Source organism: Streptosporangium sp. NPDC048047, from assembly GCF_040653115.1.
Classification (GTDB): Bacteria; Actinomycetota; Actinomycetes; order Streptosporangiales; family Streptosporangiaceae; genus Streptosporangium.
In genome coordinates this window covers 111809-131634 of the sequence record NZ_JBEZNH010000007.1, presented here as the reverse complement: position 1 = coordinate 131634, position 19826 = coordinate 111809, and the positions used below count along the sequence as shown (strand labels likewise).

Annotated in this window: 20 protein-coding genes; 11 read left to right on the top strand and 9 right to left on the bottom strand. The window is 72.6% G+C overall.

What is annotated here, in order from left to right; translation table 11 throughout:
• Nucleotides 1–30: 30 nt before the first annotated feature.
• Nucleotides 31–180, bottom strand: a complete 150-nt coding sequence (locus AB0D67_RS08725) for a hypothetical protein (RefSeq protein WP_362931476.1) — start codon at nt 178–180, stop codon at nt 31–33.
• 845 nt (nt 181–1025) lie between these two features.
• On the bottom strand, nt 1026–1319 hold the full coding sequence (locus AB0D67_RS08720) for a hypothetical protein (protein WP_362931474.1): 294 nt from the start codon (nt 1317–1319) through the stop codon (nt 1026–1028).
• Nucleotides 1320–2244: 925 nt separating this feature from the next.
• Between AB0D67_RS08720 and AB0D67_RS08715 the strand changes: the two genes are divergently transcribed.
• Complete coding sequence (locus AB0D67_RS08715; protein ID WP_362931472.1) at nt 2245–2445, top strand: EF-hand domain-containing protein; 201 nt, start codon at nt 2245–2247, stop codon at nt 2443–2445.
• Between the two features lie 225 nt (nt 2446–2670).
• Here AB0D67_RS08715 and AB0D67_RS08710 read toward each other — a convergent pair whose 3' ends face one another.
• The 4 genes from AB0D67_RS08710 to AB0D67_RS08695 form a co-directional block, all read right to left on the bottom strand.
• Nucleotides 2671–3315, bottom strand: a complete 645-nt coding sequence (locus tag AB0D67_RS08710; RefSeq protein ID WP_362931470.1) for a L,D-transpeptidase family protein — start codon at nt 3313–3315, stop codon at nt 2671–2673.
• A gap of 275 nt (nt 3316–3590) precedes the next feature.
• On the bottom strand, nt 3591–4706 hold the full coding sequence (locus tag AB0D67_RS08705) for an FAD-dependent oxidoreductase (protein WP_362931468.1): 1116 nt from the start codon (nt 4704–4706) through the stop codon (nt 3591–3593).
• A 630-nt stretch (nt 4707–5336) separates the two neighbouring features.
• Nucleotides 5337–6722 (bottom strand): hypothetical protein, encoded by a 1386-nt coding sequence (locus AB0D67_RS08700; RefSeq protein ID WP_362931466.1) that lies wholly within the window; start codon nt 6720–6722, stop codon nt 5337–5339.
• Between the two features lie 131 nt (nt 6723–6853).
• A complete protein-coding gene (locus AB0D67_RS08695; RefSeq protein ID WP_362931464.1) occupies nt 6854–7486 on the bottom strand; it encodes a helix-turn-helix domain-containing protein in 633 nt (210 codons plus the stop codon).
• Nucleotides 7487–7757: 271 nt separating this feature from the next.
• Here AB0D67_RS08695 and AB0D67_RS08690 point away from each other — a divergent pair, with 271 nt between their 5' ends.
• Nucleotides 7758–8294, top strand: a complete 537-nt coding sequence (locus AB0D67_RS08690; RefSeq protein WP_362931462.1) for a hypothetical protein — start codon at nt 7758–7760, stop codon at nt 8292–8294.
• A gap of 116 nt (nt 8295–8410) precedes the next feature.
• Here the strand turns inward: AB0D67_RS08690 and AB0D67_RS08685 are convergent, their stop codons facing one another.
• The gene (locus AB0D67_RS08685) at nt 8411–9043 is read right to left on the bottom strand and encodes a DinB family protein (RefSeq protein ID WP_362931460.1); all 633 of its coding nucleotides are present in this window, start codon (nt 9041–9043) and stop codon (nt 8411–8413) included.
• A 61-nt stretch (nt 9044–9104) separates the two neighbouring features.
• Between AB0D67_RS08685 and AB0D67_RS08680 the strand changes: the two genes are divergently transcribed.
• Nucleotides 9105–10097 carry a YafY family protein gene (locus AB0D67_RS08680; protein ID WP_362931458.1) on the top strand — a complete coding sequence of 331 codons (993 nt, stop codon included), beginning with the start codon at nt 9105–9107 and terminating at the stop codon, nt 10095–10097.
• Nucleotides 10098–10183: 86 nt separating this feature from the next.
• On the opposite strand, the gene AB0D67_RS08675 is transcribed toward AB0D67_RS08680, so the two are convergent.
• Nucleotides 10184–10918 (bottom strand): hypothetical protein, encoded by a 735-nt coding sequence (locus AB0D67_RS08675; protein WP_362931456.1) that lies wholly within the window; start codon nt 10916–10918, stop codon nt 10184–10186.
• 342 nt (nt 10919–11260) lie between these two features.
• Between AB0D67_RS08675 and AB0D67_RS08670 the strand changes: the two genes are divergently transcribed.
• The 3 genes from AB0D67_RS08670 (at nt 11261) to fahA (ending at nt 14569) form a co-directional block, all read left to right on the top strand.
• Nucleotides 11261–12430, top strand: a complete 1170-nt coding sequence (locus AB0D67_RS08670) for a homogentisate 1,2-dioxygenase domain-containing protein (RefSeq protein ID WP_362931454.1) — start codon at nt 11261–11263, stop codon at nt 12428–12430.
• On the top strand, nt 12427–13371 hold the full coding sequence (locus AB0D67_RS08665) for a hypothetical protein (RefSeq protein WP_362931452.1): 945 nt from the start codon (nt 12427–12429) through the stop codon (nt 13369–13371). The genes AB0D67_RS08670 and AB0D67_RS08665 overlap by 4 nt, the downstream gene beginning before the upstream one ends.
• Before the next feature lie 64 nt (nt 13372–13435).
• A complete protein-coding gene (fahA, locus tag AB0D67_RS08660; RefSeq protein ID WP_362931450.1) occupies nt 13436–14569 on the top strand; it encodes a fumarylacetoacetase in 1134 nt (377 codons plus the stop codon).
• A gap of 45 nt (nt 14570–14614) precedes the next feature.
• Here fahA and AB0D67_RS08655 read toward each other — a convergent pair whose 3' ends face one another.
• Nucleotides 14615–15025, bottom strand: coding sequence for a hypothetical protein (locus AB0D67_RS08655; protein WP_362931448.1), 411 nt, complete (start codon nt 15023–15025; stop codon nt 14615–14617).
• A gap of 1 nt (nt 15026) precedes the next feature.
• Here AB0D67_RS08655 and AB0D67_RS08650 point away from each other — a divergent pair, with 1 nt between their 5' ends.
• The 5 genes from AB0D67_RS08650 (at nt 15027) to AB0D67_RS08630 (ending at nt 19611) form a co-directional block, all read left to right on the top strand.
• Nucleotides 15027–15236 (top strand): CGNR zinc finger domain-containing protein, encoded by a 210-nt coding sequence (locus tag AB0D67_RS08650; RefSeq protein ID WP_362931446.1) that lies wholly within the window; start codon nt 15027–15029, stop codon nt 15234–15236.
• 212 nt (nt 15237–15448) lie between these two features.
• Nucleotides 15449–15883 (top strand): NfeD family protein, encoded by a 435-nt coding sequence (locus tag AB0D67_RS08645; RefSeq protein WP_362931444.1) that lies wholly within the window; start codon nt 15449–15451, stop codon nt 15881–15883.
• Nucleotides 15884–15916: 33 nt separating this feature from the next.
• Nucleotides 15917–17068: an SPFH domain-containing protein gene (locus AB0D67_RS08640; protein ID WP_362931442.1), complete on the top strand. Its 1152-nt coding sequence runs from the start codon at nt 15917–15919 to the stop codon at nt 17066–17068.
• Nucleotides 17069–17410: 342 nt separating this feature from the next.
• Nucleotides 17411–18439 carry an L-threonine 3-dehydrogenase gene (gene tdh, locus AB0D67_RS08635; protein WP_362931440.1) on the top strand — a complete coding sequence of 343 codons (1029 nt, stop codon included), beginning with the start codon at nt 17411–17413 and terminating at the stop codon, nt 18437–18439.
• Entirely contained in the window at nt 18439–19611 is a 1173-nt protein-coding gene (locus AB0D67_RS08630; protein ID WP_362931687.1) for a glycine C-acetyltransferase, read from the top strand. The genes tdh and AB0D67_RS08630 overlap by 1 nt, the downstream gene beginning before the upstream one ends.
• Nucleotides 19612–19826 lie beyond the last annotated feature (215 nt).

The window sequence follows — 19826 nt, the reverse complement described above, 5'->3', positions numbered from 1 at the left end:
ACCGGGACGATCCCGCTCAGGACGGCGGGATCAGCACAGCGGGACGATCGTGGTGGTGCAGACCGCGCCGATCGGGTAGGCACGGACGACCCCTACGACGGGACGGGTGTAGACCACCGGCTGCGTGTACACCAGCGGCCTCGGGTAGACGACCTGCTTGGGCGGGTAGACCACGGTCACGCGCCCCCCAGGTCCCTGCGGACCGGACACACCGGGCGTTCCGGCGGGCCCGGGCGGGCCCTGCGGGCCCTCGGGTCCGGGCGGACCCTGGGGACCTTCCGGACCGATCGGGCCGATGTCACCCTGCGGACCGACCGGACCCTGCGGACCGATCGGGCCGATGTCGCCCTGGGGGCCGATCGGTCCCTGCGGACCGGCGGGACCGGGCTCACCGGGCAGACCCGGCAGCCCCTGCGGGCCTTCCGGACCCTGCGGGCCGGCGAGACCGGGCTCACCCTGCGGGCCGGGCAGGCCGGGCTCACCCTGCGGACCCGTCATGCCCATCGGACCCATCGGGCCCTCCGGACCCTGCGGACCGGCCGGACCGGGCTCACCCGGCGCACCGGGCGCACCGGGCAGACCGGGCAGACCGGGCTCACCCTGCGGACCGGCCGGACCGGTGTCACCCGCCGGACCCTGCGGACCCGCCGGGCCGACGTCACCGGGCAGACCCTGCGGACCCGCCGGACCGGGCTCACCCGGCGCACCGGGCAGACCGGGCTCACCCTGCGGACCCGTCATGCCCATCGGACCCATCGGGCCTTCCGGACCCTGCGGACCGGCCGGACCGGGCTCACCCGGCGCACCGGGCGCACCGGGCAGACCGGGCAGACCGGGCTCACCCTGCGGACCGGCCGGACCGGTGTCACCCGCCGGACCCTGCGGACCCGCCGGGCCGACGTCACCGGGCAGCCCCTGCGGACCCGCCGGACCGGCCGGGCCCTCCGGACCCTGCGGACCCGCCGGACCGGGCTCACCCGGCGCACCGGGCGCACCGGGCAGACCGGGCTCACCCTGCGGACCCGTCATGCCCATCGGACCCATCGGGCCCTCCGGACCGGCGGGACCAGCCGGGCCAGCGGGACCAGCCGGGCCAGCGGGACCAGCCGGGCCAGCGGGACCAGCCGGGCCCGGCAGTCCGGGCAGGCCCTCGGGCCCGGGCTCGCCCTGCGCACCCTGCGGGCCTTCCGGACCCTGCGGACCGGCCGGGCCCTGCGGACCGACGCCGCCCTGCGGACCGACCGCACCCGCCGGGCCGACCGGGCCGGCCGGACCCTGCGGGCCCGCCGGACCCTGCAGACCGGTGTCACCCTGCGCACCGACCGGGCCCTGCGGACCCACCGGTCCGGGCGGACCCTGCGGACCGGCCGGGCCCTGGGGTCCGGGAGGACCGGGGGGAACGGCACAGAGCGATTCGGGAAGGCGAAGCCACCTGCACAGCAGGATGTAGTTGCCTGCCGCCACGGGCGGAGTGGGAGCGACCGTCGGCGGGGTGGGGGCGGGAAGAGGCACCGCCGTTCCCCCCGACGGAATACAGAACGTGTGGAAGGTCACCATGAGCGGGCTGTCGCCGCAGAAGGGGTCAGGATCCGCCTTACTGCTCTGCACCTGCTTCGGCACCTGCTTGGGTGCTGTGGTGTCGGCGAACGCCGGAGCGGACGCCTGAGTGAGGACGGCCCCGGCGAGTGCACCGCTCGCCAGGACGCTTTTCATAAGGGTAGCCACGACGTCTTCTCTACTCTTCCCACGCTCGCAAAAAACCCGGTGCGGGCACTTTTGAACCATGGCGGGGAATCAGGAAACAGTGCCCCCCGGAATCGTTTGACGCACCTGACAAGGAGAGCGCGTTTCTTTACCCATCACCCCCACAAAACGTCGAATAAAAGCAGATGTCCTTAACGTCCCAACAGCACCGCCAAATGCCTTATCACGCCCGATGCCGACAACATCGATGAAGCAGCTAAAAAGGCGGAAAGCCGTACATCATTCCAAAGTGAAAGGTAACCGGAGAAGCAGGGGGAGCACCGGCGCCCCCGGCGGGACGGCCTCTCGGCGGGGCCCCCGAGGGACTCTCCCGAGGCTCTCCGGGGGAAGTCCCCCCGGAGGCTTCCCCCAGAGGCTTCCAGGGGGTTTTCCGGCGGATCCTCCGGGGAGTGGACCGGGGACCGCGCTCTCCCCAGAGCCGCGGCCGCCCGCTAATGTGCTTGACGCCCGATCCCCCGCTACCGAAAGGCGGACGCGCCCATGACGGACGACTACGCGACGACTTTTAAGATCATCGACGTCGACGGCGACGGCCTGATCTCGGTTGAGGAGTTCACCCGCCTCATGGAGGTGCTCGGCCAGCCGGTCACCCCCGAGGCGGCCCGTGCCGCCATCGCCAAACTCGACCAGGACGGCGACGGACGCATCTCGCTCGAGGAGTTCGCCGGATACCTCCGGTAGGGCGGGCGGACGCCCCGTCCCGCCCCGCTCTCCACCGGCCGTGCCGGGCGCGGATGAGCGCCCGGCCCGCGGATCCCCCTTGCAGGCCACGACGGGCCAGCCACGGACCGGACGCAGGTCAGGTCCATTCCCGGCCCTCCGGGCCGTGACACCTGCCGGAATCACCGTCCGTCGGCGGCGGCACGCCCGTTTCATCTCTTTCTCGGACATTTCCATCCGCCGTTTTCAGGTGCGCCGGCTTTTCGGCCGTTCACGCGCGGGCTCGGGCCTGCGGACGTAGACGGGGTCCCCGGGCCGGATCATGTCGTAGATCGGCCTGGCGTTGTGGAGCGGAACGCGGATGCATCCGTGCGACGCCGGGTGCCGGGGCACCTTCTCGGAACCGTGGAAGCCGATCTGGCCGTTGAAGTAGACCGTGTAGAACTGGTCGCCCAGCGGCCCGCTGGTCCACCCGGGCGTCCGCAGCCAGGCGCGGAAGTCGCCGGTCGGCGTGACCGCCACCCCGCAGTGGCCCTTCTCGCAGTAGTGCTCGCCATTGCCGGTGGAGATGTGGGTGACCAGCTCGGGCCTGCCGTTCCGCCATACGGTCAGCAACTGGCGGCGCAGGTCGATCTCCACCCGCGTGGGACCGCCGGACGGCACCAGCGGCCTGATCCGTGCGGGGTGGGCGAGCGCGTGCCAGGTGGGGCCGTCCACCTCGTCGACCGGGGACAGCCCGTTCGCCTTCTGGAAGGCCCACACGGCCGCGCGCATGGCGGGGCCGTACGTGGGACCGGGCGGACCCGCGGCGAACCCCAGCCGGCCCAGCCTCCGCTGGACCGCGAGGACGATCGCCCCCTCCGCGCCGAACCGCAGGACCGGGAGCCTCACGGCGGCGCGCCCGCGGCCGGAGGCCGGTCGCCCCGGATTCACCGGTCGTCCCGGCGGGGCCGCCAGGGCGCCCGGGGCGACCGGCGAACCCGTGGTGCTCGCGGAACCCGGGGGCCCCGCGGAGCTCCCGGGCACCGGAGGACGCGCCGTCGCGACGTCGCCGGGTGCGAGCCGGAACGGCAGGACCGCCGTCAGCAGGAGAGTCGCATTCACCGTCAGCAGACAGTTGATGGTCTTTCGCATTTTCCACGCCCATCCACGCTAAGGGAGAACGCTCAGAAGGAGCGCGAGTACCGCCGCTCCTCCACGGCCGTGCGCACCAGTCCGACGGCCTCCCGGGCACATCCCCAGGAAAAGCTGAATCCGGCTCCGCCGTGCGCGAAGTTGTAAACGACCTGGTCTTCCTCGTCCCATTCCAGGCAGACGTTCTCGCCGCGGAACGGGCGCAGTCCGACCCGAACCGGCTCGTCGGGATCGATCCTGGCGCGGCGCAGCGCGGGCATGAACGCGAGACACCGCTCGTACATCTCACGGATGGGGGCGTGGTTCTCCAGATCGACTCCGGTGTCCCACTCGTCTTTTTCCGCCAGCCCGCCGAGAACGAGGAGATCCTGGTTACGCGGAACGATGAAGACGATGTCCTGCTCGTCGTGGCGCTCGTCGTGGGAGACGCAGTGGGCCTCCTCGATCCGGGGACCGCGCAGGCCCCCGTTGCGGACCCGGACGAGCGCGCCGCGCAGCGGGTACATGGGGACGCCGCGCAGCTCGGCGGTGCCGAGACCCGCGCAGCAGACGACCAGTCCGGCGCCGAACCGCTCGCACAGCTCGGCCCGCCGGGCCGCCAGCGGGCCCTCGACGCGGTGCCGCACCACCCGTACGCCGTGACCGACGACCTCGCGCGTCAGCCACGCCATGTACTGGTCGGTGTCGATCACGGGTGCCAGGTGGGAGTAGGCGTCGACCACGCCGTAGCCGGGGCTCACGCCGTTGCGCCCGGCGAGCGCCGGGTCGCGGAGGAAACCGCGGACCTTCCCGGCGAGCTCCCGCATCTTGTGCAGATCATGCGGGTTCTCCTCGACACGGTGCCGGAAATAGAAATTGGACCTTCGCATGGCCACTCCCGGCACCTTGGCACGGGCCATCTCGTCGAACATCCGGTACGAGGTGACGCACCAGTCCTTGGACCGGGCGAGCGATATCTCGTCGTGGTGGTAACCGCACACCGCCGGCGGCCACTCCCACAAAGCCCCCGCGACGACCGATACGATGTCGGGCGCGAATCTGTCCGCGACGACGGTGACCAGGAAACCCTCTCTGGCCAGACACAGGGCGGTCGTCAATCCGCTTACACCGGCCCCGACAACGAGTATTCTCTCCGAATTCGCGCGCACCTGGGAACGCCTTCTTCCTGAATTCACCCGGATCGACCGGTATCTCGGCACGGCCGGCCGTGAAATGGCCGCCCCGCCGTAGCACTCAAACGACTCCAAGGGTAGATCCGGGCGCCGACGCCCCCCGGAGCGTCGGCGTGCCCGGGAAATCCCGCGAACGACCACGGAACCAGGACGAATGATGAACGATCAGGGAGATCTCCTGGACCGGACGCGGGTAGCCCCGGCGGCCCGCCGAATGCTCCGATGACGGCCGGTCGACCCCGTTCCGACCTCCACGGGCCGATCGCGCCGATCGGCCCGGCGGAAGGTTGACGCTTTTTTGGCCCGGCCGCAGGAATGACCCGTGCCCGACCCGGGCGCAAGGGGGGAGATTGCCTGTGTTGCTCGGCAGGCTCGCCTATTCGCCCCCGGTGGGGGCGATGGACGGAGGCGGCCGGACGAGTCTCGCTTGTGCGGGAACATGACGGCAAGGAGGGGTTTGGGCCCCGCATGACGGACGCCCCGCCGGAGAACCGGCGAGGCGTCGCGGATCATTCTCTGATCGGTCGTGGATCGACCGCCGGCCCGCCATCCGGGTTCGCCGTCCGGGTCCACCGGAGCGGCGCCCGGACGGTGACCGGGTGGTCGTCAGGCGGTGGTGAGATACACCTGGCTGACGACCTCGGAGAGCTTCTTCAGGTCCCCGGCCGCGTCGGTCTCCGGCGTGGCCGGGTCGTAGACGGCCGCGATGCGGCGCTGGATCGGGCCGAGCTTCTTCAGCTCGTCCCAGGCGGTCAGCCGGTTCACCGCGCCCTGGGCGGTCCGGATGCGGGTCCAGAGGTTCACCTGCTGGGCGGCGCCGTCCTTGACCGGCGCGGACACCCGCGTCGCGACCTGCTCGGGAGCGACCTGGCCGACGAGGCCGGTCTCCTCCGCGGCCACCTGGGTCAGGACGTCCCAGGCGCGGGCGCGGACCTGGATCCACTGGTTGCGGTGCGCCTGCGCGGCGTCGATCTTCCAGGTCTGGTAGCCGCCGTACAGCAGGCCGGTGTCCAGGGAGATCTGGTCGATCCGCGCCGCGTTCACGTAGCCCTCGACCTTCTCGGGGGCGAGCAGCGGGTACCGCTTGGTCATCTCGGTCTTGCAGGCGGCGTCGGCGCCGCAGGCGAGCTCGGGGACGACCGTGTGAACGCCCAGCCGCTTGCCCGGGGCCGCCTGGCGCAGCGCGGCCGACGCGCCGGTGACGAAGGCGCTGACCTCGGCGTCCGTCGCGAACGTCTTGTTGTAGCCCAGCTGCGAGGTGAAGCGGATCCCGGTCACCTCGGGCCGCGCGGCCAGCGCCGCGATGCGCTTGACGGCCGCGGCGAAGTTCGCCGGACCCGCCTTCCAGTCGTCGGCCAGCTCGGTGTCGAGCCAGACGCGCAGCCCGCCGCCCCGGGCGGCGGTCACCGCCTGACCGGTGGGGGTCTGCGCGGCCGCGGTCACCTCCTGGGCGTTGGGAGCCTGTACGGCGGGCTGGGTGCTCTGGGCGCCCTGGGTGGTCATCGGAGTGGCCGTCGTCTTCGCGCCGGTGCCCCCGGGGCCGGTGAAGCTGCCGTCGTCGGGGCCGGTCACGCTGCCGTCACCGCCGATCCCGTGCCCGTCGGTCGAGCACTGCTGGCCGCTCTCGCACTCGGGGGCCCCGCCGTCCTCGGCGTCCTCGGGGAGGGGGGAGCCGTCGTCGCCGACCGCGCCGTCGCCCTGGAGCTCCGCGCAGTAGTTGCCGGGGGCCGAGCAGTCGATGAACTTGCCCTGCAGCGGGGTGGCGTCCTTGAGGTTGGCGTTGTCGTTGTTCATCCAGAACCTCGCGACGTCGAGGGCCTCGTCCGGCTTGGCCAGCCAGTGGCACACCACGTACGCCGGGGCGTCGGCGCTCATCAGATCGTTGCAGCTCCGGGGATCGTCCTGGGAGTAGGCGGCGACCGCGGGGGTCACCGCTCCGATGACCGTGAGCACGGCGCCGACGGCCAGGGTTCGCCGCAGAGTGAGTCGCATTCTTTAAGCTCCCGGGTAAAGCCGGTCAAAACGATCGTTTGGCACTCTATCCGGATCATCCTTGTCTCAACAGGCTTTGTCAGGAAGTCCTCAGGTTCCCTGCGTCCCACCGGCCCGCTCCGTCACTCCCGTCAGGCGAGGGCGCGGCCCAGCTCGGCAGCCGCGGCGGCGACCCGGGGGCCGACCACCGCGGGGTCGAGCGGGGTGAAGGCGACGACCCCGACGGACGCCTCCAACCAGGGCAGACCGGTGACGGGCGCCGCCACGCCGCGGGCGCCCTCCTGGAGCTGACCCTCGGTGACGACATAGCCGGTACGGCCCTGCCGCAGGGCGAGGATGGCATGCCCGGCCGCGCCCCGGCCGAGCGGATGCCGGGACCCCTCGCGGTAGGCGACGTGCATGTCGGTCCAGGTCGGCTCCACCACCGCCACCGCCAGGCCGTCGTCCCCCTCGGCCACGGTCAGGTGTGCCGTCGCGCCCACCTCCTCGGCGAGTCCGCGCAGCGTCGGCAGGGCGCCCTCGCGGAGCAGCGGCTGTACGGCCCGCGCCAGCATGAGCACCCCGAACCCCAGGTGCACCCGGCCGTCACCGCCCCGGCGGACGAAACCCTCGTTCTGGAGCGTGGTGAGCAGGCGGTAGACCACCGGACGGCTCAGCTCCAGCTCGGCCGCGAGCTCGGTGGGGGTACGGCCGCGCCGGCCGTCGGCCAGCAGGCGGAGCAGCCGGAGACCGCGCTCCAGGGTCTGTGAGGATTCGGCCGCCATCAGCGGGCCCGCCGTACGGGGATCATGCTTCGATTATCGGCGTCCCGCCGCCGGGCAGCGGGGCGGGACGGCGCCGGCCCGCGGTCCGGCGGAGCCCGCCGGACCGCCGGCCGTGCCCGTGATCCCCCAGGAAGAATGCCCTTTCCGTCGAGGATTCCCCGCACGGAAAGCGGCTCATCGCAATAAGGGACACGAGCCCGACGGTTTGCCGAAATCTTCTATTGACCACAATTCCATTGACCGGATAAAGAAGATTTGCCATATTGTCGCAATGATTCGACCTCGTCCCCTGGCGGGAGCGGTTCTCGCCTCCGTCCTGCTGGCCGGCTCCGCCGCCGCCGCAGCCACGGCGACCACCGCGCCGGTCTCCGCGGCCCCCGCCGCGTCCGCCGTCACCGTGTCCGCTCCGACCGGCGCGACGGCCCGGCCGTCCAACGGCAAGCTCCTCTACGCCCGCCTCAGCGACGGCCGGGGCGTCCTGAAGATCAAGAACGGCACCGCGCGGGACGGGGTCGTCACCCTCGTCCGTGGTAAGACCAAGGCGATCAGCCTCTACGTCCGCGCCAGGTCCACCGCGAAGACCAGCGTGGTCGAGGACGGCACCTACCGGGTCTACTTCACGACCGGCTACCGGTTCAGCGTCTCCAAGGGCAGGTTCACCCGGGGCGCCTCCTACCAGCGCTTCGACAGCCGGCTGAAGTTCACCACGACCTCCACCAGCGCGACGAGCTGGACCCTGACCCTCAACCCGGTCAGGGGCGGCAACGCCCGCGCGAGGCACATCAGCCCCAAGGACTTCCCCGCCTGATCCCCGCCCCGTCGCGGCCGAGCGGGTGCGCGCCCCGAACGGGCCGCGCACCCGCCACCGCTCCGCCATCCATCGCCCCGCCCGGTCGTCGCTCCGAGGTCGTCGGTTCTTCGGGGTCAGGAGGGTGCCGGAGTCCCCGGGGTGTCGCGGTGGCGGTAGAGGTCGCGCAGCAGCAACGCCTCCGCGCCGTGGTGGATGACCTCGCGGTTGATGTGCAGCACCAGCGCGGCCATGGGGTAGTCGGCGAACGGCCCCTCGGCCGGGCCGCAGGGTCGGGCCAGGCCCTCGGCGCCGAGCGCCCGCACGCCGTCCGCCCAGGCGGCGTACGCCTCGTCGAGCTGTCCCAGGGCCTCGTCCGCCGTACCGGCGTAGGGGAAGGTCGCGTACTCGGCGGCGGGTCCCCCGAAGTGCGCGGCGGTACGCGCCCCCAGGACGCCCACGATGACGTGGGCGAGGCGCCAGGCGATCGTCGTCACCGGCGGCGGACTCGGCTCGGGAAGCACGAAGTCGATCGCGAAGTCCCCGTCCCCGATGACGCCGGACGCGGCGCCGGTGCCGGACGCGGCGCCGGCCGCGCGGGGCCGTACGCTCCAGCAGCCGGCGACCGGCTCCCAGAGGTACTCATCGTCGGTCAGACCGTCGAGGCGGGGCCGGAGGTGGTGACGCCAGTGCCATTCGAGCTGGTCGAGGAGCAGGTCGTTCCAGTCCGGGGTCGTGTCGGGATGAGTGGTCGTACCGGAATGGGTCATGACAGGACGATAGAAACGATCGAGGACCGTATCGGTCCTCGATCTCTGGCAATCTCGGCCCATGTCCCACACACCGGCGCTCGACACCTCCGCCAGGCTGCTGAAGCTGCTGTCCCTGCTGTGGTCGCGCCGGGACTGGCCGGGCGCCGAGCTCGCCGCGCGGCTGGGCGTCACCCGCCGCACCGTCCGGCGCGACGTGGAACGGCTGCGCCTGCTCGGCTACCCGGTCAGCGCCACCCCGGGGGTGGCGGGCGGATACCGGCTGGAGGCCGGGGCCACACTTCCGCCGCTGCTGCTCGACGACGAGGAGGCCGTCGCGGTGGCGATCGGGCTGCGCCTGGCGGCCGGCGGAGCCGTCACCGGACTGGAGGAGACCTCGGTGCGGGCGCTGGCCAAGCTGGAGCAGCTGCTCCCGGCGCGGCTGCGACGCCGTCTGACCGCGCTGCACGCCGCGACCGTGAACCTGCCGGGCAGGGCCGCGGCGGTGGACTCCGCGGCGCTGTCGACCCTCGCCGGCGCCTGCCGCGACCGGGAGCGGCTGCGGTTCGCCTACCGCGACGCCGCCGGCGTTTTCGGCGACCGTACGGTGGAGCCGTACCGGCTCGTTCACACCGGGCAGCGCTGGTATCTCGTCGCCCTGGACCTGTTGCGCGACGACTGGCGGACCTTCCGGGTCGACCGGATGGAGGCGCCACGGCCGACGGGCGCCCGTTTCGTCCCGCGGAACCCTCCCGACGCCGCCGCGTTCGTCGCCGCCTCCGTGTCCACCGGCCCCTACGCCTTCACCGCCCGGGTACGGCTCGCCGCCCCGGCGGACGCCGTCGCCGGGCGCGTGCCGCCGACGGTCGGCGTCCTGGAGGACCTCGCCGACGGCACGTGCCTGCTGACCACCGGATCGGACTCCTTGGACGCCATGGTCGCCCACCTGATCCTCATCGGCGTCGATTTCGAGGTGCTGGACCCGCCCGAGCTGGCCGACCGCGTCCGCGCCGCGGCCGCCCGCCTCACCCGCGCCGCCCCGGCCCGTCCGCCGGGCGACTCCCATCGACCATGACGGTACGGCCAGCCCCCGGGAGCCGGCCCATCCGCTGCTCCGGAAGGCGTCCCGCCCGCGTCGCGCACCGGGGTCCGCCGCGGGCCTCACCGCAGGGCGGCCCACAGTCCGGCCACCCCGACGATGACGTCGAAGACGACGCACCACTCGGCGAGCGACCGCGCCACCACCCGCCCGTCCCGCCAGAGGAACGCGTCCCCGACGGCGTGACCGATCAGGCCGGCCGCCATCAGGAACAGTCCGAGATCCGGGGAGAGGTACGCGGCGCCCAGCGCGATCGCGACGCAGCCGAGCGCCACGGGCAGCTGCGCGGCGCGCAGTCCCGTGCCGCGCAACCGTCCGTTCACCAGGCCGGCCACGGCGGCCAGGAAAGCGGCGGCGATCAGAACCGGCCGGGGGTCGACGCCGATCACCCCCAGCAGCACCACCACGGCCGTGAAGGCGATGACCACCCCCCAGGTGAGGCCGGGGCGGCCGATGACGGCGACGGTCAGGTACCCCGCCGCCAGCAGGGGCAGGACCACCGAGAACTCGCCTCCGTCCCCCATGTCGGAGACGGAGACGGCCGCCACGGCGATCGCCAGCCAGGTGGGCCAGCGTCGCGCGAACGCCACCGCCGTCCGGGCGAGGGGGCCGCGCGCGGGCCCGTCGATCCTGGACGCGGACCCGCCGGCTCCGGGGGCGGGCCGGCCGGCTCCGGGGGCGGGCCGGTCGGTTCCGGGTTCCTGTCCGGGGGCCGGTTCCCGGGCCGAGGGCGGATCCGGCTCACGGACCGGTTCTGGGGCCGTGACCGGGGTGTTGCCGTAGGTGTGTTCCGTCACGGTTCGACGATGGGACGCGGCGCGTTCCCGTCCGCACCCGGCGGCGCGACGGGTCCGGAAACTTGGGGAACACGTCCTTACGGCACCGGCCTCCCCCGCCGGGGGCCACCACCCACGATCGAGCGCCTCGCCCGTGCCGTGCCGTGCCGTGCCGCCGACCACGGTGAGACGGCCGGCTCCCGTGAGGGAGGACCGGTGACACCCCGGCCGGGCGGGGATCCCCGGGTGCGGCGGGGATGTTTGACAGGGCCCGGCCGGGTGACGGAAGGTTGTACGTATAAAGGACAGCAGTGTCCGATAAACGGACATTCTGTGTCACCCTCTGCAGGCTCGGAGAGGCGCATGCCGTACTACCGCATGGTGGGAGAGGTTCCCCGCAAGCGACACGTGCAGTTCCGGCGGCCCGACGGCGGACTGTACGCCGAGGAGCTGATGGGCGAGGAGGGCTTCTCCAGCGACTCGTCCCTGCTCTACCACCGCCACCTGCCCACGGCGATCCTCAAGTCCGAGGCGGTCGAGCCCACGGCGGCGACGGCGCTCGCGCCCAACCTGCCGCTGTCGCCCCGGCACTTCCGCACCCAGGACCTCCCGGTGGGCGGCGACCTGGTGACCGGGCGCGGGCTGCTGGCCGGCAACGCCGACGTCCGCATGTCGTACGTCGCGACCGAGACGCCCAGCGAGCTGTACCGCAACTCCATGGGCGACGAGTGCGTCTACATCGCGAGCGGCCGGGTCCGGTTCGAGTCGACCTACGGCGTCATCGAGGCGGGCGAGGGCGACTACGTCGTCATCCCCACCGGGACCATCCACCGCTGGGTCCCCGAGGGCCGGGTCACGGCCTTCACCATCGAGGCCGCCGGGCACATCCGGCCGCCCAAGCGCTACCTGTCGAAGCACGGGCAGTTCCTGGAGCACGCCCCCTACTGCGAGCGCGACCTGCGCGGCCCGCGGGAGCCTCTGATCGTCGAGGGTGAGGAGGTGCCGGTGCTGGTCCGCACCCGCGGCGGGCTGACCCGGCTGGTCTACCGCAACCACCCGTTCGACGTGGTCGGCTGGGACGGCTGCCTGTACCCGTACGCGTTCAACATCAACGACTTCGAGCCCATCGTGAAGGGCATCCACGCCCCGCCGCCGGTGCACCAGACGTTCGAGGGCCCGAACTTCGTGATCTGCTCGTTCTGCCCGCGGCCGCTGGACTTCCACCCCGAGGCCGTCCCGATCCCCTACAACCACCACAACGTCGACTCCGACGAGCTGATGTTCTACGCGGGCGGCGACTACACCGCGCGCCGCGGCTCGGGCATCGACGTCGGCTCGATCTCGCTGCATCCGGCCGGGTTCACCCACGGCCCGCAGCCGGGCGCCGTCGAGGCCGTCATCGAGGCCGTACGGCAGGGCCACACCCGGACCAGCGAGCTGGCCGTGATGGTCGACACCTTCCGTCCCCTCGACCTGGGCCCGGCCGCCCTGTCGGTCGAGGACCCGGCCTACGCGTGGACCTGGGCGCGATGAGGCTCTTCGCGGACCTCGTCGACGACGCGGGACTGTTCCCGCCCACGGCGCTGCCGATGGCCGACGCGCTCCGGCGGCACCGCGACGACCTGGCCGCGGGCAGTCCGGTGCTCACCCACCGGTTCCTGTGCCCGGCGAGCCGCCTCGCCGAGCTGCGCGCCCACCTGGAGGGGGCGGGGTTCCCCGCCGCGGGCTCCCCGGCGGGCGGAACCGGGCGTACGGACCAGGCCGAGCGGGCGGAACCGGCGACGGAGCCGATCCGGCTCGGGCTGATCCTGGACGTCCCGGAGGTCCCGCCGCACGACGGACTCGACGGCCTCGACGGACTCACCGTTGAGCTGGTCGAGGTGCCGGGCGGCCGGCCGGTCGCCCTGGACATCCCGGCGCGGCAGTTCGTCGAGGTCACCGCCGCGCAGCCGCCGATCGAACCGCCTCCCGGGGTCGGGCTGAAGATCAGGTGCGGCGGTCCGACGGCGGCGGCCTTCCCCACCCCGCAGGAGATGGGCGCCTTCATCACCCACTGCGCCGAGCGCGGCATCCCGTTCAAGGCGACGGCGGGCCTGCACAACGCGGTCCGCCACTTCGACCCGGCGCTGGGCGTCGACCGGCACGGCTTCCTCAACCTGGTGCTCGGGGTCTGCGCGGCGACCGAGGGCCACGACCCGGTCCCGGTGCTGACCTCGACCGACGTGGGCGAGCTGGTACGGCTCGCGCTGGCCGTACCGGACGGCACCGCCGAGCGCGCCCGGCGGCTGCTGGTCTCCTACGGTTCGTGCAGCACGGGCACGCCGATCGACGACCTGACCGCCCTGGGGCTCATCGGCGCGTCACCGGCCGCGACGGGGTACGGGACCGGGGTGGCCGGCGACGGAGGAACGGCCGGCGCGGCCGCCGATCCGACGACGGTGACCGCCGATCCGACGACGAAAAGGGTCCGATGACGAAGGAAACGGGTCCGACGACCGAGGAAACGGGTCCGATGACGAAGGAAAAGGAGAAAGCGTAATGTCCTGGGGCCTTTCCAACCTGCCCTACGGGGTCTTCACCCGGAGGGAGGGCGAGACCCCGCGCGTCGGCGTGCGGTACGGCGACCACGTGCTGGACCTCGCCGCGGCCCTGCACGACGAGGTGTTCGCCACCGGGTCGCTCAACGCGTTCATGGCCCGCGGCGTCACCGCCTGGCGCGAGACCCGGGCGCTGATCCAGAACCGGCTGAGCGACGACCCGGCGGTCAACGCCTACCTCGTCCCGCTCGCGGAGGTGCGGATGCACCTGCCGTTCGAGGTGGCCGACTACGTCGACTTCTACTGCTCGCTGGAGCACGCCTCCAACCTCGGCCGGATCTTCCGCCCGGACGACGAGCCGCTGAAGCCGAACTGGCGGCACCTGCCGGTCGGCTACCACGGCCGCGCCGGGACCGTCGTGCCGTCCGGCACCCCGGTCGTGCGGCCCTCCGGCCAGCGCGGCGCCGGGGTGTTCGGTCCCTCGGCGCGGCTGGACATCGAGGCGGAGCTCGGGTTCGTCGTCGGAACGCCGACCGGCATGGGCGAGCGGGCGGGGCGCTTCGAGGACCATGTGTTCGGCGTGACGCTGGTCAACGACTGGAGCGCCCGCGACATCCAGGCGTGGGAGTACGTCCCGCTGGGCCCGTTCCTCGGCAAGTCCTTCGCCACCTCGATCTCGCCGTGGATCACCCCGCTGGAGGCGCTGTCGGAGGCCCGGGTCGCCGGGCGGGAGCAGGACCCCGAGCCCTTGGACTACCTGCGCCGCGAGCGGCCCTGGGGACTGGACCTGACGCTGGAGGTCCGGCTGAACGGCGAGGTCGTCTCCCGCCCGCCGTACCGGGAGATGTACTGGACGCCCGACCAGATGCTCGCCCACATGACCGTGAACGGCGCGAGCCTGCGCACCGGCGACCTGTACGCCAGCGGCACGGTCTCCGGGGCGGAGCCGGACCAGCGGGGGTCGCTCATCGAGCTGACCTGGAACGGCGCCGAGCCGCTCAAGCTGGCCGACGGCTCGGTCCGCTCGTTCCTGGAGGACGGCGACACGGTCACGATCTCCGCGACCGCCCCCGGGCCGGGCGGCGAGGCGATCTCGCTCGGAGAGGTGTCGGGCACGATCCGGCCGGCCCGGTAGGCCCCCGGCAGGTCCGGGCAGGCGCCCGGCGGGCATGGGGCGGGTTCAGCCGCGGACGGCGCAGACGAGGCGGTTGTGGCCGCGCTGCCAGAGGGTGCCGACCTCGGTGAAGCCCGCGTCCCGCAGGGCGCCGGCGTGCTCCGACAGCAGGGAGGACTCCGAGCCGTGGTGGCCGGCGCCCGCGGTGGCCCGGGCGGCGTCGAGTGCGGCGAGGCCGGGGTCGGCGGCGACCGCCTCCCACCACTGCCGCCAGTCCTCGGGGCGCTCACCGGCGAACGCGCACTCGGTCTCCCGGTCGGGCAGGTAGCCCTCCTGCTGGCGGTCCCAGCGCGCGATCCACATCGACGCCGCGGCCCGGCAGGTCAACGCCCTGCTGGAGGAGACCCGCGCCCGGCCGCTGCTCCAGCGGCACGACGGTGAGCCGTGGCACCTGCACTTCCACGGTCCCGGCGGCACCGTGGCCGGAGACTGGGGGGCGAGCTGCGCCACCGGCCTCGCGATCGTGCTGGGAGGCGAGTTCCACGACCGTCTCGGCGTCTGCACGGCGCCGCACTGCGACCGGGTCTACGTGGACGTCTCCCGCAACGGCACCCGCCGGTTCTGCGGCACCGCCTGCCAGAACCGCGTCAAGACGGCGGCGTTCCGCGCCCGCAACAGGGACTCCTGACGACCCGCCCGGCCGGACGGCCGTACCCGCCGGTTCGCGCCCGGACCGGGTCCTTCCGGCGGCACGTCCCCGATCGCCGCTCACGTGGGATTTTCCAGCGATCACGATCCTGACGATCCGTCGGTCTCGTCATACCGTAAAGGCTCGTCATACCGTAAAGGAAGGAACCTCTCGGGCATCCCAGGCGTTGTAACAGGTAGGAGGGCTGGCGTATGGACGAGTGGACCATCTGGTTGATCCTCGCGGTGGTGCTGGGCATCGCCGAGATCTTCACCCTGACCACCGTCCTCGGCCTGCTCGGCGCCGCCGCCCTCTTCACCGCCGCCGCCGCGGGGCTCGGCCTGCCGGTGGCCCTCCAGCTCCTGGTCTTCGCGGCCGCCTCCGGTGCGGGGCTGCTGGGAGTCCGCCCGATCGCCAGACGCCATCTCCGGCAGCTTCCCCCGAGCCAGCGGTTCGGGGTCCAGGCCCTCGTGGGTAAGACCGCCTACGTCCTGCGTGAGGTGAGCGGCCGGGACGGCCGGGTGCGGATCGGCGGTGAGGAGTGGTCGGCCAGGGCCTACGACGAGACACTGGTGATCCCACAGGGGGCGGTCGTGGACGTCATCGAGATCGAGGGCGCGACCGCACTCGTCTATCCCCGAGAGTGATCCTCTGACCGACTCAGATTCCCGGATGTGACCATGGACCCATTGTTGCTCGTCGGCCTTCTCATCGTCCTGTTCGTGGTGTTCACCGTGGCCCGCTCGGTGCGCATCGTCCCGCAGGCCAGAGCCCGCAACGTGGAACGGCTCGGCCGATACCAGACCACTCTCAAGCCGGGTCTGAACTTCGTCATCCCGTACATCGACCGCGTCTACCCGATGATCGACCTGCGCGAGCAGGTGGTCTCCTTCCGCCCGCAGCCCGTGATCACTGAGGACAACCTGGTCGTCGAGATCGACACGGTCCTGTACTTCCAGGTCACCGACCCGCGGGCCGCCGCCTACGAGATCGCCAACTACATCCAGGCGATCGAGCAGCTCACCGTGACGACCCTGCGCAACGTCATCGGCTCCATGGACCTGGAGATGACGCTGACCTCCCGCGACACGATCAACAGCCAGCTCCGCGGCGTGCTGGACGAGGCCACCGGAAAGTGGGGCATCCGGGTCAACCGGGTCGAGATCAAGGCGATCGACCCGCCCAAGACCATCAAGGACGCGATGGAGAAGCAGATGCGCGCCGAGCGGGACAAGCGCGCCGCGATCCTCACCGCCGAAGGCCAGCGGCAGTCGCAGATCCTCACCGCCGAGGGTGACAAGCAGAGCGCGATCCTGCGCGCCGAAGGTGAGCGCGGTGCGGCGATCCTCAAGGCCCAGGGACAGTCGCAGGCCATCGACGAGGTCTTCCAGGCGGTCCACCGCAACGACCCCGACCCCAAGCTGCTGGCCTACCAGTACCTCCAGGTGCTTCCCGAGCTGGCCAAGGGCGACAGCAACACGTTCTGGGTGATCCCCAGCGAGGTGACGTCCGCCCTGCAGGGCGTGTCGAAGGCGTTCACCGAGGCGCTGCCGCAGTCGTCCGCCACCCGGCAGGCCCCGGCCGTCAACGAGGCCGCCGAGCGGGAGATGGCCGAGGCGCAGAAGGCCGCCGCCGAGGCGGTCGCGGAGGCGTCCGAGGCCGACACCGGCCCCCGCCAGCTCGGCCCCGGCGCCCCGGTCGCCGCCGACCCGCTGGCCGGGCTGAACGAGGAGCGTCCGGCCGCCGCCGTCCGCCGCGACGGCGGGGGGACCGACGGGACCGGCGCCAACGGCACCGGAGGTCAGACCGGTCCCGCCGGCCCCGGCGTCTGATCCCGCGCCCGCCCCTCTCCCCCCTCCGGGCTCCCGCCCGCCGTACGGCCCGCAGCCCCGTACGGCGGGCGGTGCCGTACGGCGGGCGCGTACGGTGGCCGGCGCGGTCTGCGGGGCGCGCACGGCGAGCGCGGGCGGCGGGCGCGGGCGGCGGGCGCGTGCGGCGGGCGCGTGCGGCGGGCACGTGCGGCGAGCGGGAATGGCCGGGGCGACACCGGGCAGGGAGACCCCGTCTTCTCCGAGCGTGAAGCAGCGCTGTGAGCGGGTTTAAGAAAAGCGCGATGGACACCTCCGGAGCCGGCCGGGCACAGTGCGTAAGGTCGTAACCGAGGGGGGATCCGTATGAAAGCGCTGGTCAAGGCGGAGGCCGAGCCCGGACTGTGGTTGATGGACGTACCCGTGCCCGAGGTGGGGCCGGGCGAGGTGCTGATCAGAGTGCTGCGCACCGGCATCTGCGGCACCGACCTGCACATCCGGAGCTTCGACGCCTGGGCGCGGCAGACGCTGCGCACCCCGCTGATCGTCGGGCACGAGTTCTGCGGCGAGGTCGTCGAGGTGGCGCCCGGGGTCGAGGACGTCGCGGTCGGCGACTTCGTCAGCGGCGAGGGCCACCTGGTCTGCGGCAGGTGCCGCAACTGCATGGCCGGGCGGCGCCACCTGTGCCGCAACACCGTCGGACTGGGCGTGAACCGCGACGGCGCGTTCGCCGAGTACCTGACGCTTCCCGCGTCCAACGTCTGGGTGCACCGCACGCCGGTCGACCCGGACGTCGCGGCGATCTTCGACCCGTTCGGCAACGCCGTGCACACCGCCCTGACGTTCCCCATGGTCGGCGAGGACGTCCTGATCACCGGGGCCGGGCCGATCGGCCTGATGGCCGCGGCGGTGGCGACGCACGTGGGCGCCCGCAACGTGGTCGTCACCGACCTCAGTCCCGAGCGGCTGGAACTGGCCCGCAAGCTCGGCGTCTCCCTCGCGCTGAACGTCGCCCAGACCCCGATCGCCGAGGGCGTGCGGCGGCTCGGCATGCGCGAGGGCTTCGACGTGGGCCTGGAGATGTCGGGCCACCCGCAGGCGCTCCGCGACATGATCGCCAACATGACGCACGGCGGGAAGATCGCCATGCTCGGGCTGCCCGCCGAGGAGTTCTCCGTCGACTTCGCGACCATCGTGACCTCGATGATCACCCTCAAGGGCGTCTACGGCCGGGAGATGTACGAGACGTGGTACGCCATGTCCGTGCTGCTGGAGAAGGGCCTCGACCTCTCTCCTGTGATCACCGACCGCTTCTCCCACCGCGACTTCGACGCGGCCTTCGACACCGCCGCCAGCGGCAAGACCGGCAAGATCATCCTGGATTGGACCGCCTGATGTTCGACAACGTCCGCGACGACCTGCGCGCGACCCTCGACGAGATCGCCTCCGCCGGGCTGCTCAAGCCCGAGCGGGTCATCACCACCCCGCAGAGCTCAGGCATCGCCGTCGCCGGGGGCGGTGAGGTGCTGAACTTCTGCGCCAACAACTACCTCGGCCTGGCCGACCACCCCGAGGTGGTCGCCGCCGCCAAGGACGCGCTCGACCGCTGGGGCTTCGGCATGGCGTCGGTCCGCTTCATCTGCGGCACCCAGGAGGTGCACAAGGAGCTGGAGGCGCGGCTGTCGGAGTTCCTCGGCCAGGAGGACACCGTCCTGTACAGCTCGTGCTTCGACGCCAACGGCGGCGTGTTCGAGACGCTGCTCGACGACCGCGACGCGGTGATCTCCGACGCGCTCAACCACGCGAGCATCATCGACGGCATCCGGCTGTGCAAGGCCCGCCGCCTGCGCTACGCCAACCGTGACATGGCCGAGCTGGAGGCCCGGCTGAAGGAGGCGTCCGACGCCCGGCGCAAGCTGGTCGTCACCGACGGCGTCTTCTCCATGGACGGCTACGTCGCCCCGCTGCGGGAGATCTGCGACCTGGCCGAGAAGTACGGCGCCATGGTCATGGTGGACGACTCCCACGCGGTCGGCTTCGTCGGCCCCGGCGGCCGGGGCACCCCCGAGCTGCACGGCGTGATGGACCGGGTGGACATCATCACCGGCACCCTCGGCAAGGCGCTCGGCGGGGCCAGCGGCGGCTACGTCGCCGCCCGCCGCGAGATCTGCGCGCTGCTGCGCCAGCGTTCGCGCCCCTACCTCTTCTCCAACTCCCTCGCCCCGGTGATCACCGCCACCTCGCTGCGCATCCTCGACATGATCAGCGGTGACAGCGACGCCCGGGACCGGCTGCGCGCCAACACGGCCCGGTTCCGCACGAAGATGACTGAGGCGGGCTTCGACATCCTGCCCGGCGACCACCCCATCGTCCCGGTGATGATCGGCGACGCCTCCGAGGCCGCGGCGATGGCCGAACGGCTGCTGGAGCGGGGCATCTACGTGATCGGATTCTCCTACCCGGTGGTGCCGCAGGGCCAGGCCCGCATCAGGGTCCAGCTCTCGGCGTCCCACTCGGCCGAGGACGTGGACCGCGCGGTCGAGGCGTTCGTCGCCGCCCGCGGCTGACCACCGCCCGCACCCGGGAACCGCCCGCGGCTGACCACCGCCCGCACCCGGGAACCGCCCGCGGTCGACCGCCGCCCGCACCCGGGAACCGCCCGCGGTCGACCGCCGCCCGCACCCGGGAACCGCCCGCGGCTGACCACCGCCGCACTCGGGAAGCACCTGCGGTCGACCGTCGTCCGCACCCGGGGCCGGGCCTCGGGGTTCCGGCCCCGGGC

Excerpts from the sequence above, each read along its gene's own strand:
- AB0D67_RS08715 (WP_362931472.1), top strand. The coding sequence starts at position 2,245 with ATGACGGACGACTACGCGACGACTTTTAAGATCATCGACGTCGACGGC.
- AB0D67_RS08700 (WP_362931466.1), bottom strand. The coding sequence starts at position 6,722 with ATGCGACTCACTCTGCGGCGAACCCTGGCCGTCGGCGCCGTGCTCACG.
- AB0D67_RS08695 (WP_362931464.1), bottom strand. The coding sequence starts at position 7,486 with ATGGCGGCCGAATCCTCACAGACCCTGGAGCGCGGTCTCCGGCTGCTC.
- AB0D67_RS08690 (WP_362931462.1), top strand. The coding sequence starts at position 7,758 with ATGATTCGACCTCGTCCCCTGGCGGGAGCGGTTCTCGCCTCCGTCCTG.
- AB0D67_RS08685 (WP_362931460.1), bottom strand. The coding sequence starts at position 9,043 with ATGACCCATTCCGGTACGACCACTCATCCCGACACGACCCCGGACTGG.
- AB0D67_RS08680 (WP_362931458.1), top strand. The coding sequence starts at position 9,105 with ATGTCCCACACACCGGCGCTCGACACCTCCGCCAGGCTGCTGAAGCTG.
- AB0D67_RS08670 (WP_362931454.1), top strand. The coding sequence starts at position 11,261 with ATGCCGTACTACCGCATGGTGGGAGAGGTTCCCCGCAAGCGACACGTG.
- AB0D67_RS08665 (WP_362931452.1), top strand. The coding sequence starts at position 12,427 with ATGAGGCTCTTCGCGGACCTCGTCGACGACGCGGGACTGTTCCCGCCC.
- fahA (WP_362931450.1), top strand. The coding sequence starts at position 13,436 with ATGTCCTGGGGCCTTTCCAACCTGCCCTACGGGGTCTTCACCCGGAGG.
- AB0D67_RS08645 (WP_362931444.1), top strand. The coding sequence starts at position 15,449 with ATGGACGAGTGGACCATCTGGTTGATCCTCGCGGTGGTGCTGGGCATC.
- AB0D67_RS08640 (WP_362931442.1), top strand. The coding sequence starts at position 15,917 with ATGGACCCATTGTTGCTCGTCGGCCTTCTCATCGTCCTGTTCGTGGTG.
- tdh (WP_362931440.1), top strand. The coding sequence starts at position 17,411 with ATGAAAGCGCTGGTCAAGGCGGAGGCCGAGCCCGGACTGTGGTTGATG.
- AB0D67_RS08630 (WP_362931687.1), top strand. The coding sequence starts at position 18,439 with ATGTTCGACAACGTCCGCGACGACCTGCGCGCGACCCTCGACGAGATC.